This is a genomic window from Rothia sp. HSID18067 (genome assembly GCF_003989445.1).
Lineage (GTDB): Bacteria > Actinomycetota > Actinomycetes > Actinomycetales > Micrococcaceae > Rothia > Rothia aeria.
Genome location: NZ_RBMF01000003.1, coordinates 89,046 through 105,058 on the forward strand (window position 1 = coordinate 89,046; position 16,013 = coordinate 105,058).

General features: G+C 58.3%; 14 protein-coding genes and 1 tRNA gene. 8 read left to right on the forward strand and 7 right to left on the reverse strand.

Translation table 11 applies throughout. The annotated features are described in order from the left end of the window. Positions 1-119 precede the first annotated feature (119 nt). Entirely contained in the window at positions 120-719 is a 600-nt protein-coding gene (locus D8M23_RS09130; protein WP_126854535.1) for a hypothetical protein, read from the reverse strand. A 198-nt stretch (positions 720-917) separates the two neighbouring features. Here D8M23_RS09130 and D8M23_RS09135 point away from each other — a divergent pair, with 198 nt between their 5' ends. From D8M23_RS09135 to D8M23_RS09150, 4 genes are all read left to right on the forward strand, one after another. Next, a complete protein-coding gene (locus D8M23_RS09135) occupies positions 918-1,595 on the forward strand; it encodes an NAD(P)-dependent oxidoreductase (RefSeq protein ID WP_126854536.1) in 678 nt (225 codons plus the stop codon). A 23-nt stretch (positions 1,596-1,618) separates the two neighbouring features. After that, entirely contained in the window at positions 1,619-2,284 is a 666-nt protein-coding gene (locus D8M23_RS09140; RefSeq protein ID WP_037237076.1) for an HAD family hydrolase, read from the forward strand. Between the two features lie 193 nt (positions 2,285-2,477). Next, on the forward strand, positions 2,478-2,978 hold the full coding sequence (locus tag D8M23_RS09145; RefSeq protein ID WP_006887621.1) for a Dps family protein: 501 nt from the start codon (positions 2,478-2,480) through the stop codon (positions 2,976-2,978). A 329-nt stretch (positions 2,979-3,307) separates the two neighbouring features. Beyond that, the gene (locus D8M23_RS09150; protein WP_126854537.1) at positions 3,308-4,609 is read left to right on the forward strand and encodes a VIT1/CCC1 transporter family protein; all 1,302 of its coding nucleotides are present in this window, start codon (positions 3,308-3,310) and stop codon (positions 4,607-4,609) included. A gap of 115 nt (positions 4,610-4,724) precedes the next feature. Here D8M23_RS09150 and sucD read toward each other — a convergent pair whose 3' ends face one another. From sucD to D8M23_RS09165, 3 genes are all read right to left on the reverse strand, one after another. Next, a complete protein-coding gene (gene sucD / locus D8M23_RS09155; RefSeq protein WP_004005553.1) occupies positions 4,725-5,642 on the reverse strand; it encodes a succinate--CoA ligase subunit alpha in 918 nt (305 codons plus the stop codon). Positions 5,643-5,672: 30 nt separating this feature from the next. Next, complete coding sequence (gene sucC / locus D8M23_RS09160; RefSeq protein ID WP_006887662.1) at positions 5,673-6,839, reverse strand: ADP-forming succinate--CoA ligase subunit beta; 1,167 nt, start codon at positions 6,837-6,839, stop codon at positions 5,673-5,675. Positions 6,840-7,061: 222 nt separating this feature from the next. Then, complete coding sequence (locus D8M23_RS09165; RefSeq protein ID WP_126854538.1) at positions 7,062-9,917, reverse strand: ATP-dependent helicase; 2,856 nt, start codon at positions 9,915-9,917, stop codon at positions 7,062-7,064. Positions 9,918-10,063: 146 nt separating this feature from the next. On the opposite strand from D8M23_RS09165, the gene D8M23_RS09170 reads away from it, so the two are divergent. From D8M23_RS09170 to D8M23_RS09180, 3 genes are all read left to right on the forward strand, one after another. After that, positions 10,064-10,912: a VOC family protein gene (locus D8M23_RS09170; protein ID WP_126854539.1), complete on the forward strand. Its 849-nt coding sequence runs from the start codon at positions 10,064-10,066 to the stop codon at positions 10,910-10,912. Positions 10,913-11,147: 235 nt separating this feature from the next. Further along, entirely contained in the window at positions 11,148-11,681 is a 534-nt protein-coding gene (locus D8M23_RS09175) for a GNAT family N-acetyltransferase (protein WP_126854540.1), read from the forward strand. Between the two features lie 195 nt (positions 11,682-11,876). Then, entirely contained in the window at positions 11,877-12,566 is a 690-nt protein-coding gene (locus D8M23_RS09180; RefSeq protein ID WP_238693837.1) for a TANK-binding kinase 1-binding protein (TBK1-binding protein 1), read from the forward strand. 124 nt (positions 12,567-12,690) lie between these two features. On the opposite strand, the gene D8M23_RS09185 is transcribed toward D8M23_RS09180, so the two are convergent. The 3 genes from D8M23_RS09185 to D8M23_RS09195 all read right to left on the reverse strand — a co-directional run bounded on the left by D8M23_RS09185 (position 12,691) and on the right by D8M23_RS09195 (position 14,969). Next, complete coding sequence (locus D8M23_RS09185; RefSeq protein WP_126854542.1) at positions 12,691-13,431, reverse strand: DUF6318 family protein; 741 nt, start codon at positions 13,429-13,431, stop codon at positions 12,691-12,693. 294 nt (positions 13,432-13,725) lie between these two features. Continuing rightward, complete coding sequence (locus D8M23_RS09190) at positions 13,726-14,664, reverse strand: DUF6318 family protein (protein WP_126854543.1); 939 nt, start codon at positions 14,662-14,664, stop codon at positions 13,726-13,728. 232 nt (positions 14,665-14,896) lie between these two features. Continuing rightward, a tRNA-Arg gene (locus tag D8M23_RS09195) sits at positions 14,897-14,969 on the reverse strand. 79 nt (positions 14,970-15,048) lie between these two features. Between D8M23_RS09195 and D8M23_RS09200 the strand changes: the two genes are divergently transcribed. After that, a complete protein-coding gene (locus D8M23_RS09200; RefSeq protein ID WP_126854544.1) occupies positions 15,049-15,969 on the forward strand; it encodes a DUF4031 domain-containing protein in 921 nt (306 codons plus the stop codon). Positions 15,970-16,013: the final 44 nt, after the last annotated feature.

Below are 16,013 nucleotides of genomic sequence, written 5' to 3' on the forward strand. Positions count from 1 at the left end.
TTTCGGGACCAAAATTCAGTGCTAAAAAAGGCTCTTGATGCGAATAAATCGGCGAAAAATACGCTTTATTCGCATCAAGAGCCTTTTTAGGGCGCGGGATAAGAGGATCAGACTAGGTCTCAGTCCAGGAAGTCATACGGGCTTTGTTGTCGCGCCTGCTCCTCCAAAACCTCGTCGGTAACACCCTGCTGCAGGCGCGCCCCACGCCGGTTCGCACTGTACGCCAACGCGGCGGCAGTAATAGCGGCCGCGAACGTCAGAATACCGAAGGTGTTACCGAACCCTGCCGCATACCCCACGTACTCGCCGCCCACAAGCGCACCCATTCCTGACACCGGCACCCCGGCACGGTAGTCGGGAATGAACATCCCAAAGAGAAATGCGAGCACCCAGCAGGTAGACTGCGCAATCGCCACACCCCAGCGGCAGGCGGGGCGGGTGAGCTCTGCGGCCGCGACAGCGCGGCGCGCATCCGCAAAGGCCCAGCGGGCCGCCAGGCACAGTATGAGCGCGAGCGCCGGGCCGAATGAGATAGCAAAAATAGGTACAAGGTCACCGGCTGCACCGAAGAGGGCACGGCCTACGGTAATCCAGGCGGCAGAGACAAACGCCATGGGGTAGGCGGCGTAGAGGGCTGCAACCTGTATGACGGCAGGTGTGCGTGCAGCCAATGAGTTTACGTGCGGGTGCGATCCGGAGCGCTCTGATTTTTCGTTCACTGTGCCATCCTAAACGGTTTGCGCCCCGGGTTGGGGCAGCACTCACCATGTCAGTGGTTTTTCCGCAGTAAAACCCACATAAACCTAAACTTTAGCCAAAAACTTTATTGTTATACTGAGCACATTGGGTGCTTGCGGGTGCCCACACCAACCACGTTAAACCCATACCAACCACACCGATAAATAATGGGAGCCTACATGAAAATACTGGTTTTAGGAGCGAGCGGTCGCACCGGAAGTCTTTTCACCCGCAAAGCGTTAGAGGAGGGGCACACGGTCACCGCCTATGTGCGTAACCCCGATAAGGCGGTGGCGCTTTTGGGAGCGCACCAGAACCTCATTATTGTTCCAGGTGCCCTGAACGATTCCGAGCAGCTTGACACGATTTCTTCCGGGCAGGATGTGATGGTTAGCATCCTGGGGCAGAAAGCTACGGTACGGGAGTTTCTATCGACCAAGTTCATGCAGAAGCGCCTGCCGCTCATTATGGAGGCGGTGGTGGGTGCGGGTGTACCGCACTGTGTTCTTATGAGCGCCTACGGGGTGGGTGATACGGTACGGAGCGCATCTTTTTTCATGCGTGTGGCATGCAAGACCATTATGCGCAGTATTTTTAGGGACCGCGCGAAGGCCGACGCTATGGTTGCTAAGTATCAGCCGTATATTTCGCGGGCGTTGCCGGGCAGGCTCACAGATGAGCCTGGTAAGGGCGGGGCGAAGGTGGTTGACGTGACGAGTGTTGCGCATGTTCCGGGTATCCCAACGATTGCCCGTGAGGACGTTGCCGATGCTCTGCTCGATATTGCGGGAGACCCACTGAATGCGGGTACCGATTTTCTGGTGACGATTGAGGATGTTGTCATACGGGCGGCCTAGAAATGCCCGGTAGGCTTAATGGCATGAGCAGTAATATTCAGGGGGATTTTCCTCAGGCGATTCTTTTTGATCATGATGGCACGCTGGTTGATACTGAGCCGGTGTGGGCAGCCGCGAAGGTTGAGCTGGCGGCGGAGTTTGGTGGTGTGTGGACCGCGCAGGACACCCTGGATTGCCTGGGTTATTCCATGAAGTTCACGCTGGATAGGTTACGTGAGCGCGGGGTGAACCTGCCGGATCAGCAGATTAATGATCGGCTGGTGGGTAAGGTGCGTGCGGCATTGGCGGATTCTCCGGTGGAGTTTCTGCCCGGGATTGAGCGTTTTCTGGTGCAGGTTCGTGATGCGGGTATCCCGGCGGCAATAGTTACAAATGCTACGACTGCGGTGGCTCAGCGCACGGCTGATGCCGCCCCTGAGGGAACGTTCTCGGTTGTTATTGGTAATGATGAGACCACGCACCCGAAGCCAAACCCGCAGCCGTATCTTTTAGCGGCACAGCGTTTGGGTGTGGATCCCAGCCAGTGCGTGGCGATTGAGGATTCCCCTTCCGGGGTGCGCAGCGCTACGGATGCGGGCATGAAGGTGATTGTAGTCCCCGGTGAGCTTGAGGTTCCCGCCGGTTTAGGGGATGTGCGTCTTCGGCATGAGGAGCTGGAGCTGAGCGTGTTTAAGGCGCTCGGACGCTAGTCTTGAGGTTAGCCTAGCTTTCTCAAACTCTTAGGGTTTTCAAGGCGTCATATCAAGCAATGCTTATTATGAATAAATAAGAATAATCTTGACGGGACGGTCTAAAAATGATTTACTAATATCAACGTACCGACCGGGTTTTCTCACGATAACCACCGGGCGGGCATCTACACAGCATTAAGGAGTCGTCACTATGGCATTCGCAAAATACACCGCACCCGGTCTTACCCTTGACGAGGGCAAAGAAATCTCGGAAGTTCTGCAGAGCCGCCTGCACGATCTGAACGAGCTGCACCTGTCCCTGAAGCACGCACACTGGAACGTGACCGGCCCCGGCTTCATCGCCGTGCACGAAATGATCGACCCGCAGGTTGATACTGTGCGTAACTTCGTAGACGACATCGCAGAGCGTATGGCAACCCTGGGTGCAACCCCCAACGGCCTCGCAGGTGCCCTAGTCGCAGCGCGCAGCCACGAAGACTATCCCGTAGGCCGTGCCCGCGTCACCGACCACCTGCACGCCCTGAACGAGGTGTACACCCGCGTGATCAAGGAGCAGCGCAAGGCTATCGAATTTGCGGGCAAGGTTGACCCCATCACCGAAGACCTGCTGATCGGCCAGACCGCCGAACTGGAGAAGTTCCAGTGGTTCATTCGCGCATTCCTAGAGAACAGCGCAGGCGAAATCTCCTAACAGGCAGCCTTTCTGAGCCCTATAGGTTCACCGGGTGGGTGCCCTCCCCTAACTGGGGAAAGCACCCACCCTTTTTGCTGCCACCCCTCACGCCTGCTGCCTGGGAACCACCAGCCACGGCATAACCATATGCGCCGCATATTCCGGCAGAAGTGCGGGCGCAGGTGGGTGCGACACTTAGGCGAATAAGCCCGATCAGCATGGTGACGGCTGCCCGCATTTTTCGGCCCGGCGAACATCAGCACCCGGTCGGGTTTACCTAGATTTTCGCCCAGCGCCCGTCTATTCTAGTGTTTTGCACGCACCAGCCACCCTGAGGAAGACACCCCATGTCACCCGAGCCCCGCAAACACACACCCGAAGCACCCGGCAGCAACAACCACTCCCCCGCCCAGGCAACACCCGGTAGAAACCGGCGAGAGCCCATCACCACGCAGGCGTTCACCGCACCGGATGTCCCCGCATGCCGCAACCCCGAACACTCAGCCCCTTCCCCAACGGCGGCACGCACAGGAGCGCTTGACCATGTACCGGCACGGCACCACCCCGTCACCCAGCCAAGTGAAGCGCAAATCCGGCGGTGGCGGCGCTACCTCGCCGATGAAGAGTCGGAGGCGCGCATCTACCGCTACCTGGCCCAGCGCACCGAAGGTAAAGACCGTGAGATTCTGATGCAGGTTGCCGAGGCTGAGAAACGCCACCAACAGCACTGGCGCGACATGCTCGGTGAACACGTTGGCAAACCCGTCCGCCCGTCGCTCTCATCCGCATTTTTGCAGTTCATGGCGAAGCATTTCGGGTCGGTCTTTATTCTGGCAATGGCGCAAATGGCCGAATCCCGCTCCCCCTACGCCGAAGACCCGGACGCCACCGAAGAAATGGCGGCTGACGAGGCTATTCACGAAGAAATCATTCGCGCCCTAGCCACCAGCGGGCGCGAAAAACTCTCCGGCAACTTCCGCGCGGCGGTGTTCGGCGCGAACGACGGGCTGGTCTCGAATCTGGCGCTAACGATTGGCATCACGGCCTCGGGCGCATCCAGCTCTATGGTGCTGCTTTCGGGGATTGCCGGGCTGCTCGCGGGCGCGCTTTCCATGGCGGCGGGCGAGTTCGTTTCGGTGCGTTCCCAGCGCGAACTTTTGGATGCATCCCAGCCGACCCAGGTGACCCTGCGCGTGGCGGGCGACCTTGATATTGATGCGAACGAGCTTGAGCTCATTTACCGGGCACGCGGTATGGATGAGGAGGCGGCGCATCACCGCGCGCTGGAACGTTTCGGGTACCTCGACTGCGACTGCGACCCGTCGCTGTCACACCGTGCGAATGAGGAAGGCGAGGAAGAAAACGTAGCACTGGGTACGGATATTGGCGCGGCGGCGGCATCGTTTAGCTTCTTCGCATCCGGGGCGCTCGTGCCGATTCTGCCCTATATTTTCGGGCTTTCCGGCGTCTGGGCGATGGCGCTTTCGCTCCTGTTCGTCACCATGGCGCTGGGCTTCACCGGCGGTATTGTGGGCCTACTCTCGGGGTCTTCCCCGATGCGCCGCGGGCTGCGCCAAATCCTCATTGGACTGGGCGCGGCGGGCATCACCTACCTGCTGGGTCTAGCCTTCGGCACTACGCTGGGGTAGGTTCCTTCAGCTCTTTTCGATAAATTTTCTATCCCAAATACACAAGCCCCCGGCGGCGCGAGCGTAATACTCGCACCGCCGGGGGTCTTATTAGCTGCCCGAACCGGGCGGGATGCTACTTGTTGGCGAAGATTTCGCGCATCAAATTAGCGGCCTCGGAGGGGGTCTTGCCAACCTTCACGCCAGCAGCCTCCAGGGCCTCTTTCTTCGCCTGAGCGGTACCCGAAGAACCCGAAACGATCGCACCAGCGTGGCCCATGGTCTTGCCCTCAGGAGCGGTAAAGCCAGCCACATAACCGACCACGGGCTTGGTGACGTTCGCCTTGATGTACTCGGCGGCACGCTCCTCCGCGTCGCCACCAATCTCACCAATCATCACAATACCCTCAGTCTCCGGGTCAGCCTCGAAAGCCTCCAGAGCGTCAATATGGGTGGTGCCGATAATCGGGTCGCCGCCAATACCGATAGCGGTGGTGAACCCAATGTCGGCGAGCTCGAACATCATCTGGTAGGTGAGGGTACCCGACTTGGAGACAAGACCGATCTTGCCCTTGCCGGTGATATTCGCCGGGGTAATGCCAACCAGGCACTCCTCAGGGGTGATAATGCCGGGGCAGTTCGGCCCGATAATGCGGGTAATCTGCTTGCCGTTCTCGTCCACCGAAGCTTTCGCGGCAGCCCAGAACTCGGCGGTATCCTGCACCGGCACGCCCTCGGTAATGACGACGACCAGACCGATCTTAGCCTCAATAGCCTCCAGCACGGCGGCTTTGGTGAAGGCGGGCGGCACGAAAACGATCGAAACGTCCGCACCGGTTTCGGCAATAGCCTCGGCAACAGTACCGAAAACCTTCAGCTCAACATCGGAGCCGTCCTTTGCCTTGTGGGTAACGGTGGTGCCAGCCTTGCGGGCATTCACGCCGCCCACAATGTTTGTGCCGGCTGCGAGCATACGAGCGGTGTGCTTGGTGCCTTCGCCGCCGGTGATGCCCTGAACGATGACCTTAGAGTCTTTGTTCACAAAGATAGACATAGTTTTTTCCTATAAATCCTTCGGTGGCGATTACGCCTTGTTAGCGAGCTCTGCTGCCTTGTCGGCGCCTGAATCCATGGTGGTTGCCTGCACCACAAGCGGGTGGTTTGCCTCAGAGAGGATGCGGCGGCCTTCCTCCACGTTGTTGCCGTCCAGCCGCACCACAAGCGGCTTAGTTGCGGAATCGCCCAGAATCTCAAGCGCCTTCACAATGCCCTCAGCCACAGCATCGCACGAGGTGATACCGCCGAAAACGTTCACGAAAACGCTCTTAACCTGTTCATCGCCCAGAATAATCTCAAGGCCCGCAGCCATAACCTCAGCGGATGCGCCGCCACCGATGTCGAGGAAGTTGGCGGGCTTCACGTTGCCGTGTTTTTCGCCAGCGTATGCCACCACATCCAGGGTAGACATCACCAGACCGGCGCCGTTGCCGACAACACCAACTTCACCGTCGAGCTTCACATAGTTCAGGTCGTGCTGCTTAGCCTTAGCTTCCAGCGGGTTTTCGGCGGATTTATCGACAAGCGCCACGTGATCGGGCTGGCGGAATTCCGCGTTATCGTCGAGAGAGACCTTGCCGTCAAGAGCCAGAATATCGCCTTCGGGGGTCTGCACGAGGGGGTTAACCTCAACAAGGGTTGCGTCTTCCTTCTTGAAGACATCGCCCAGCTTCACGAGAACCTCAACCACCTTGGGCTGCAGTTCAGCGGAGAACCCGGCGGCCTCAACGATCTCCTGCGCCTTAGCGGAGTCGATACCCACCAGCGGGTCTACCTCAACCTTGGCGAGAGCCTCGGGACGTTCAGCGGCGAGCTGCTCAATTTCCATGCCGCCTTCGACCGAGCACATGGCAAGGTACGAACGGTTTGCACGGTCAAGCAGAATCGAGAAATAGTATTCTTCAGCAATGTCAGCACCCTGTGCGACCAGCACGCGGTGAACGGTGTGACCCTTGATATCCATACCAAGAATCTGCTGAGCGTGCTCGTATGCCTCGTCAGGGTTTTTAGCGAGCTTCACGCCGCCAGCCTTACCGCGGCCGCCGGTCTTAACCTGAGCCTTAATGACGGTCAGGCCGCCGATTTCCTCAGCTGCTGCCTTTGCTTCTTCGGGAGTGGTCGCAACAATGCCCTTGAGCACGGGTACACCGTGCTTTGCGAAGAGATCGCGCGCCTGGTATTCGAAAAGGTCCACAGGTGTCCTTCTTCGTCGAAGTGGTGCCGCCGTTTTAGGGTGCGGCGGCTTGGTCTGGTGAGTTACTATTCGACGTGTTTTACGCCCCTGAGAGGGCGCGCTGTCACGCTCTAAATTTCTCTCGGTTCTACTCTATCGGATATTTGGTTGAGGGTGTACTTATCAGACAACACACACGCTATTTTTGTAATGGGCATCACTATTCGGTGTGTTGGGTTTTGGCTAGACCTTCTCAATCGGTGCGTACCGCAGCAGCAGGCGCTTCTCCTCGGAGGCAAAACGCACCTTCGCCACAGTCTTATCGCCGGTGCCTTCCAGGGCAAGAACCCGGCCCTCGCCGAAGGATTTATGGCGCACCGTATCACCCACCGTCAGCTGCGGAATTTCCTTGCCTTGATGCACCCGCGAGCGGTTACGCACCGCTCCGGATGCGCTGGCTGCGGCCGCCAAACCGTAGCTTGCCGAACCATTGACCTCGGCGGTTGATGGTTCACGGTTCGCCCGGGAGCGAGAGTCCTCGTATCCCGTGCCGTAGCCGCCCGTGCTGCGCCCGTCAAAACCGTGCCCATCAGCATTGCGCCCACCGCCGGAGCTGTATCCGCTCGCCCCGCGATAGCCGCCATACCCGCTGGCGCCATTGGCGTATGCCCCCATCCCGGAGGCACCAAACCCGGCAAAACCGCCCAGGCGGCGCCACTCGATCAGCTCCTCGGGAATCTCTTCCAGGAAGGGTGAGGGCGGGTTGAACTGGCTCTTGCCCCACATCGTGCGGGTCTCAGAGCGGGTGATATAGAGCCGCTGCATCGCGCGCGTGAGCCCCACGTAGGCAAGGCGGCGTTCCTCGCTCATCTCGCCCTCGTCGGTCAGCGCCCGCTGATGCGGAAACAGCCCGTGTTCCAGCCCGGTCAGGAAAACAACCGGGAACTCCAAACCTTTGGCGGTGTGCAGGGTCATCAGGGTAATCATGCCCTGCGCCTTCGCCTCCGCGGCCTCGGCGGCAATCTGCGCGGCAGACGGGGTCTGCCCGTCGGCGGAGGCGCCTCGGGAGGGGATCGAGTCGGCATCCGCCACCAGCGAGACATGCTCTAAGAACTGTTCTAAATCCGCGCCGGGGTTCTCCGCCTCAAACTCGACCATCGCATCCAGCAGCTCCGAGAGGTTTTCCACCCGGGATTCGTCCTGAATATCCTTAGATTCGCGCAGGGCGGCGAGATAGCCGGACTGTTCAAGCACCGCCTCTAGGGTTGTGGCGGCTGATTCAGTGCGCGCAATCTGGGCGAGGTCGTCCATGAGCTTGACGAACTGAGCATACTTTTTCACGGCGGCAGCGCCCAAACCCGGCACACTCCCTGGCTCCGCGGCAGCGGCACGGGCGGCGGCGAAGAAAGAAATTCGCTGTGCCGATGCGTGTTCGGCAACCACGGTCTCAGATTTCGCACCGATACCGCGTTTAGGTTCGTTGAGAATACGCCGCACACTCACGTCGTCGTCCGGGTTTGAGAGGGCGCGCAGGTAGGCGAGCGCATCTTTAATTTCTTTGCGCTCGTAGAACCGGGTGCCGCCGACCACGCGGTACGGCAGTCCGGCGCGCATCAGGAGTTCTTCGAGGGCGCGGGACTGAGCGTTGGTGCGGTAGAAAATCGCCACATCCGAGGGTTTGATGCCGTGTTCGTCGGCAAGCCGGTCTATTTCTTGGGCAATGTAGCGCGCCTCCGCATGTTCGGATTCAGCGACGTACCCCACGATTTTGGTGCCCTCCCCCGATGCCGTCCACAACTTCTTGGGGCGGCGGTTGGGGTTGCGTTCAATCACGGCGTTCGCGGCGGAGAGAATGTTCTGCGTGGAACGGTAGTTCTGTTCCAGCAGAATAATGTGCGCATTGGGGTAGTCGCTCTCGAAATCCGTAATATTGCGAATGTCGGCGCCGCGGAAGGCGTAAATCGACTGGTCTGAGTCGCCCACGACGGTCAGTTCGCCGGGCGGCGGAGCATCCGGGTACGGCCCCTGCTCACGGGTGTTTCCCTGCGGATGCGCCCCCACCAACTCCCGCACGAGTGCGTACTGGGCGTGGTTGGTGTCTTGGTATTCGTCCACCAGAATATGCCGGAATTTGCGGCGATAATAGTTTGCGATTTCGGGGAATTTCTTGAGCAAAAACACGGTTTTGCCAATAAGGTCGTCAAAGTCGAGGGAGTTCGCGGCGCGAAGGCGCTGGGTGTAGACGGTGTAAATCTGCGCGATAGTCTTTTCCCACGGGTTATTCGCTGCCGCCGCACTGTATTCTTCGGCGCTCACCAGCTCGTTTTTGAGGGCAGAAATCCTGTGCCCCACGGCCTTGGGGGCAAACTTTTTAGTGTCCAGGTTCAGCTCTTTAATAATGAGCGTGAGCAGGCGCTGCGAATCCGCCGAATCGTAGATCGTGAAGGTCGATTTGAGCCCGAGTGCCTTGGCTTCTCGGCGCAGCACGCGCACACAGAAACTATGGAAGGTGGAAATCCACATGTGCTGTGCACGCGGGCCGATCAGCGCTTGGATGCGCTCACGCATTTCCGCCGCAGCCTTGTTTGTGAAGGTGATGGCGAGAATCTGCCCGGGAGTCGCCCGCCCGGTTACGAGCAGATGGGCGATGCGGTGCGTCAGCACGCGGGTTTTGCCAGACCCGGCCCCGGCGACGATCAACAGGGGTGAACCGGCGTGTAAAACAGCTTCGCGCTGCCGGTCGTTAAGCCCGTCGATCAGGGTTTCAGGGTCGATGGTGCTCAGCGAATAAGTGCGCTCCCCATAAGGGTCTTCGGGGTTGTACTCGCTTCCGTACCCGCCCACTCGGTAGGCGGGCGGCATGAACTCGCCGAGCGCATCCTCGTGAGCGGTGACGGTTTGGGAGGTCACCGCTTCAGGGTTGAGCTCTGGCATAAAAGATTCGTGCGCGAAGGGGTCTTCTTCCGGTGCGGAAGTATCTTCCGGCGGAATATGGGCATCATATTCGGGATCGTAGGGCGGCTGCGTGTTTTCGAGATCGGCAAAGAGGGTATCTGCGGCAGGCTCAACGCCGGATGCGGAGTTGGTGGGTTCGCTCATGATCTACCTCGCTGCCTAGAATACACGTTCGATATTCCATGCTACCGTATTTGCCCTCTCGCTCCCACCCATAGCGCCCGTTTGCCGCGCATAATTCGCTCTTAGCGGTACCCCACCGCGCGGTGCACCCATGTTACGATGACCGGATGGATCAGGTCATCACTCCCGCTATGTGGTGCGACGGCACCGCCGACGAAGCAGCACAGTTCTATACTGATGTTTTCCGCGATACATCCATTGCCGAGCAGGCGCCCGGGCTCACGGCGACGGTCAGCATCCACGGTTTCAAGCTCTCGCTCATCAACGGCGGTAACCAATATGCCCCGAACCCGTCGATCAGCTGCATCCTGAACTTTGATCCGCTCTTATTCGGCGGAGAGGAACAGGCCCGAGACTACCTTGATGAGCTCTATGAGCGGCTCAGCACCGGCGGCGTACTCATGGAGCTGGGTGAGTACCCCTTCTCCCCGCGCTACGCTTGGGTTCGTGACCGTTTCGGCATGACCTGGCAGCTCATGCTCACCGACCCGGACGGCGATCCGCGCCCCTTTGTTATCCCATCCTTCATGTTCGGCGGTACTAATCACGCTCATGCCGAGGAAGCCACAGACGCTTGGATCGCCCTGTTTGATAACGCCCGCCGCGGTGCTCTGTACCGTTACGAGGAAGGCGGACCGCTGGATGCGGGTACGGTCATATTCACCGACTTTACCCTGCGCGGCACCTGGATGGCAGCCACGGACTCTGGGACCTTCCACGATTTCACCTTCACGCCCGGAGTCTCCATGATCGTCTCCTGCCGCGACCAGGAAGAGATCGACCGCTACTGGGCGGGGCTCTCTGCTGTGCCCGAGGCCGAGCGCTGCGGCTGGTGCGTCGACTGCTGGGGTGTCTCGTGGCAGGTCGTCCCCTACAACATCGCCGAGCTCATGGCCGACGCCGCCACACGCGATAAGATCCTGCACATGGGCAAGATCGACCTGGCCAAGCTATAGGGTACTGACATCATCTGACCCTACTGTGAGGACTCCTCAGTAAATAGTAAAAGGAATTTCCACCATGAAACCCCTTGGCGTAATCGGTGGTATAAGGTCCGAAAGTAATACCCTGTACTATCAGATTATTACGGTTGATTCCTCCTATGTTTTATTATGTGCGCTCAGTGTTGAAGATAAGATTCATACGTTCTCGAAACACAAAATTTGAGCTGAAAAATAAGTTAGGAAAAACATGAATTGTGTTGTTCGTTGGGCAGATATAAAGCACGAATGGGAACCATTTGAGAATGTGTTCTGCGGCAGCGATTGGCCATTCCATCTTGAACATAACGTATCGCATGAGAGCCTCATACGCCGGTTTGAAGAGCAGGAATTCTCGGAACCTAATAACCGTGTTGCCTTTATTCACAACGATGGAGAGCACGTCGGTATTGCCATAGTACACGGACTGCAAGATTCCACAGCAGAAATAGATATGCGTATGGCAGCGAAATATAGAAATCAAGGGATTGGGAGTATTGCGCTCATTAAGCTAACTGACCTTATTTTTGAATCCAAAAGCTCCATTATCCGTGTTGAGGGCAATACACGAAGCGACAATATTGCTATGCGTCGTGCTTTTAACTCTGCAGGTTGGGTTCACGAGGCGCATTATCGAGAAGCTGGAGTTACCGTTCAGGGTATCAGGTGCGATGTCATGGGATATGCGGTGATCCGTAGTGACTGGGAAAGCGGAGAGAGGACAATTGCGAGTCTGGGTGAGTAATACGCGCAAGTAAAGAAAACTAGGTATGGTATGTCAGGATATAACCGACTTTGCGGCTGTCAGTTTCCGGTAGCAAATAAGCAATGTCGCGCGGCAGAAGACCAAGAAGCCTGCCCCGTATATATACTCCACAGCATTCTTTTGGTAAAGGCCCCACGCTGACGCACCCAACCGCTCTGCGCAATAATGGAAGGTATGGGTCTATCACAAGGTCAGAAGAAACGCCGCTACGGCGCGAACACGAAAGCCGCTCACATTCCAGGGGGCGGAATCCCCGACCCGCAGCATAGCGAAACCCGTGAGCTTCGGCAGTTTATGGAGGAACGCGCCGCCCACGATCAAGCGACCGGGCGGGGTTCACGTGTTTTCCTCCACGTTGCGGTCGCTATTTCCCTGCTCATGGGCGTGTACCTTTTCGCGTGGGTGCTTCCCGGCTACGGCAGGCTGGCGGGTGCCCCCGTTCCCGAGCTGTCACTGGCCCTGAGTACGGATGCGCTGGGGTCGTTCGCACACGGGCTTTCTTCCTCCCCCGCGGGTGACGCCCTGGGGCCTTACACGTATGCGCACCGTTCAGTGGGTTTGGCGTTTGCAGTGTTTTTCGGGTTGTCTGTGGCGGGCCTGTCGTGGGCGGCGACGGCGAAAAAGCCGCTTCGGGTGTTATTGACGGCGCTTCCGCTGGTGTACAGTGCGGTGTTTACGGCCACAATTTTTGCGGTGGACGCATCATTGGCTGACCCTGCGCATCAGCCGGGTGCACTTGTGGTGCTTCTGCCTCTGGGCTGGGCTCTTCTGGTGCTCTCGCTTCTGAGCCTGGCATACCGTGGTGTGCGGGCGTTCAAGCGGGCGGTTGCTGCTTTTATTGCGGGTGGGCCGCCCACCGAGTAGCGCCGCCCCTCCAGACTGCACGAGGCAGTAGAATTTACGTCCGACACGCTGCCGGAAGGCACCCGCCATCCGCGGAACAACCAATCCCCCTGCGTACCCGGTAATCGTTCGGGCCGAAGCCACATTACTCTTTGCGACGGTTATCGTGTGAGCTAATCTCCCACGCCCCATTCACATACTGCGCGGATACCAGGCCAATAAACTCTTCGGCTGCAACGGTTCCTTTACCGCTCTTGGGGTAGATTACCCGGCCGTCTTCCACCTCAAACTTGCCGTATGTAATCTTGAAAGTACGGGACCACAGATACCGGTCATCTTCTTGTAACGGTTGCGGCTCGGTAATCTCGTATTCAATGGTGACGTTATCCGGCCAGTAGTTGCCTTCACGGATTTTCTTAAGCCGCACCTTCTCAAGCCCTTTGTAGTTGTCGCGTTCCGACTCTGATAGGGCGCTCTCCTCCGCCAGGGAGTAGTCCCCAGTGTTGTAGGCGTACTGGGTGGCTGCCGCCGCAAACGCGACACTCAGGTAGAGACCTTTCAAAGATTTATCGTTGGCATCCTCCGGTTTCTTAGGCTGGGGCACGTTTCGCGCCGCATGTTCCTCCGTGGCAGGTTCGTAGGTGCCCGACTTCTTATACTCTAAAACGGACTCGAAGTTAATCTTTCCCTTATAGTCGCCGCTCATATCTATATCGGTCTGCGTGGTAGCAGACGATGCGGATGGGCTAGTCTCTGAGGGTTCGCTTGATGAGGAAGATGACCCTTTTGAAACGGAACGGTTGGCATCACATGCCGCCAGAACAAAGGCACCAGCGCTTGCGCCTAGTACGCCCAATGCTGCACGACGGTTAAAAATGGAAGACATTATTACTCTCCTCTCTGAGCCCTAACAATAAACCATTAACTTTAAAGCTCAGCAGTAACCTTCATGTTCTCAAGGTTCTACCTGCTGTCCCGCCCAGGTCCTCAGGCGAAACCGCCCGGTGCAGCCTCCGCTATGAGAGACCACGCCGGGCGGATACCGCACCTCAACACATGGCGGGCATTCAGCACCCGCCCCGGAAGAGAAGTCTTTGACAGACCTAAACCACCGGCAGTATGCCCTGCTATAGCGGCACCATTAAAGCTTTCCTCTTCCATGGTTGAGGAGGATACGCACCTACTGACCACCATTTTCTGGTGGCACGAGAGGCAGATCATTGGAGAGCAGCCCGCTAATCTGCCACTGCCCGTTCACATACTTAGCGCGAATTTCGCCGTTCGTGTGGTAGCGTTTACCCCAGTCGCCCTTACCGGAGTAAGTTTCCTTGGTTACCTCATGCACCTTGCCGTCCTTCACATAGAAGTCGCCATTGAGCAGCACCAGGTTGTACGCCCACACGTACTCGCCTCCGCTGGATGCCACAGGGTGCGAGCCCACCAGTGTGTACTGCAAAATGCTGCCTGCCGCCGTCCAGTATTTTCCGTCGCGGGTATCGATCAGGTTAGTAGACTTCTTGAAATACAGCTGCTCCGATTCAACGATCGCCGACTGCTCCATGTAGCGGGCATTACCGGTCTGCAGCGCATAATCCAGAGAGGTCACCGCGAACGAGATGCTGCTGTACAGGCCCCGTTCCGTGCGGTCATTAATGGTGGAGGGCTTCTTCGGCGGGTAGGTGTTCTGCTGCGGTTTCTCGCGTGTTGCATACTCCTGGCGGGGGCCGGAACTGTCCACTTCAAGCGAGACTTCCCCAGATAGCTCAGTATGCCCCTCACCGGGAGTATTTCCGGATTCAAGAGGGGTAGCATCCGCGGCACCGCTCTGGGCTGCGCTACTAGATGCTGTGCCGTTCTGGGTGGTGTTATTGGATGCGGCGCTGTTAGGTCCCGCTGGCTGCTGCGTACTGGGCTCATTCACTGCAGCCGCAGAACTGCTGGCAGCACCACCACCGGTTTCAGGCCCGTGCGCTGGGGACGATGCACTACTTGAAGCACTCGCTGAGGATGAAGCGCCTCCTGCGTTTGAGGACGAGCTGCCGCATGCGCTGAGAAAAGCGGCTCCTGCGCCGCCGCCGAGCAGCAGCAGTGCGGCTCGACGATTAAGATGGGAAGACATCTTTAGCCTCCTTAGAATCGGTCAATACCGTCACTTTCAGACTAGCCCACATGTTATGTGTCACATCATAATTTTTAGGTGTGTCTTTAATAAAACTTCAATGTTACGTTCTATGAAATGTAGACCTTTGGCCCAAGCTTGCGCAGTACACGCCCCCTAAAACTCAGGCATACAGCAGAACCCGCTTGGTGCGCCTCCGTGAGGAAGCCGCATCAAGCGGGTTCTGTAACTGTGCCCCCGAGACGATTCGAACGTCCGACACCTTCTTTAGGAGAGAAGTGCTCTATCCCCTGAGCTACGGGGGCAACGTTCTCTATTATAGCGGCAACATCACGGCAGTTTTCCACCCGGGCCCCGGCGCGTCACGCTCACTACAATAGGTAGGTGAGTATTTTCATTGACCCGCCCCTCTGGCCGGCACACGGCACTTTCTTCTCGCACCTTATCTCAGACACCAGCCTGAAGGAACTGCATGACTTCGCGGCCGCCCACGAGATCAGCCCGCGCGCCTTCGACGCCGACCACTACGACGTGCCGCAGCACCGCTACGCGGCCCTCGTAAACGCTGGGGCGCAGGAAGTAACCGGCACCCAACTAACTCGCATACTCATCCGCAGCGGGCTGCGGGTTCCGCTCAAAGAGCGCCCCAGTAAGATCCGTCCGCGTCTTCTGCGTGCCTGGGAGGCGCTCGCGCCCGGTGCTTCCGCTGTGGGCACTGACCTGCTTGAGCGGTGGGAGCAGCCGCACCGGGCCTATCACAATAGTGTTCATCTTTCAGAGATGCTCGCCGCTCTTACCCTTTTGTACTCCCCCCAACCGGTGCCGCGCACTGTGCTCTTTGCGGCGTGGTTCCATGATGCCGTATATGAGGCGCAGCCCGGCCAGGACGAGGCCGCCAGCGCCGAATTGGTACGTACCAATCTTATGCCTCTCACCAGAACCGGTGTTCTGACCGCTGCGGAGGTTACCGCCGCCGCACAGCTGGTGGAGTTCACCGCCTCCCACCGGGTGCCTGAAGAGCTTGCCGGGCTGACCGGTGGTGCGCTCACCCGCGCCGACGCCGATTTTTTCATGGATGCCGACCTTGCGATTCTCGCAGCAGAAACCGCCCGGTATGGCCGTTACATTGCAGGTGTACGCACGGAGTACAGCCACTACGGGCCGCAGGCGTTTGCGCAGGGAAGGTCAGGGTTTTTACGGGAGTTCTTAGGCAGAGACCGTATTTTTGCCTCTGCGGCGGGGCATTCGCTGTGGGATGCGGCGGCTCGGACGAATATGGCCGCTGAGCTAGAGAGCTACACCTAAAAGCCCTCTTCTAAAGCGCTCACGTAGTGCTAGCACGGCCCATA

Excerpts from the sequence above, each read along its gene's own strand:
- D8M23_RS09175 (WP_126854540.1), top strand. The coding sequence starts at position 11,148 with ATGAATTGTGTTGTTCGTTGGGCAGATATAAAGCACGAATGGGAACCA.
- D8M23_RS09185 (WP_126854542.1), bottom strand. The coding sequence starts at position 13,431 with ATGTCTTCCATTTTTAACCGTCGTGCAGCATTGGGCGTACTAGGCGCA.
- D8M23_RS09150 (WP_126854537.1), top strand. The coding sequence starts at position 3,308 with ATGTCACCCGAGCCCCGCAAACACACACCCGAAGCACCCGGCAGCAAC.
- D8M23_RS09190 (WP_126854543.1), bottom strand. The coding sequence starts at position 14,664 with ATGTCTTCCCATCTTAATCGTCGAGCCGCACTGCTGCTGCTCGGCGGC.
- D8M23_RS09180 (WP_238693837.1), top strand. The coding sequence starts at position 11,877 with ATGGGTCTATCACAAGGTCAGAAGAAACGCCGCTACGGCGCGAACACG.
- D8M23_RS09140 (WP_037237076.1), top strand. The coding sequence starts at position 1,619 with ATGAGCAGTAATATTCAGGGGGATTTTCCTCAGGCGATTCTTTTTGAT.
- D8M23_RS09145 (WP_006887621.1), top strand. The coding sequence starts at position 2,478 with ATGGCATTCGCAAAATACACCGCACCCGGTCTTACCCTTGACGAGGGC.
- D8M23_RS09165 (WP_126854538.1), bottom strand. The coding sequence starts at position 9,917 with ATGAGCGAACCCACCAACTCCGCATCCGGCGTTGAGCCTGCCGCAGAT.
- sucD (WP_004005553.1), bottom strand. The coding sequence starts at position 5,642 with ATGTCTATCTTTGTGAACAAAGACTCTAAGGTCATCGTTCAGGGCATC.
- D8M23_RS09170 (WP_126854539.1), top strand. The coding sequence starts at position 10,064 with ATGGATCAGGTCATCACTCCCGCTATGTGGTGCGACGGCACCGCCGAC.
- D8M23_RS09135 (WP_126854536.1), top strand. The coding sequence starts at position 918 with ATGAAAATACTGGTTTTAGGAGCGAGCGGTCGCACCGGAAGTCTTTTC.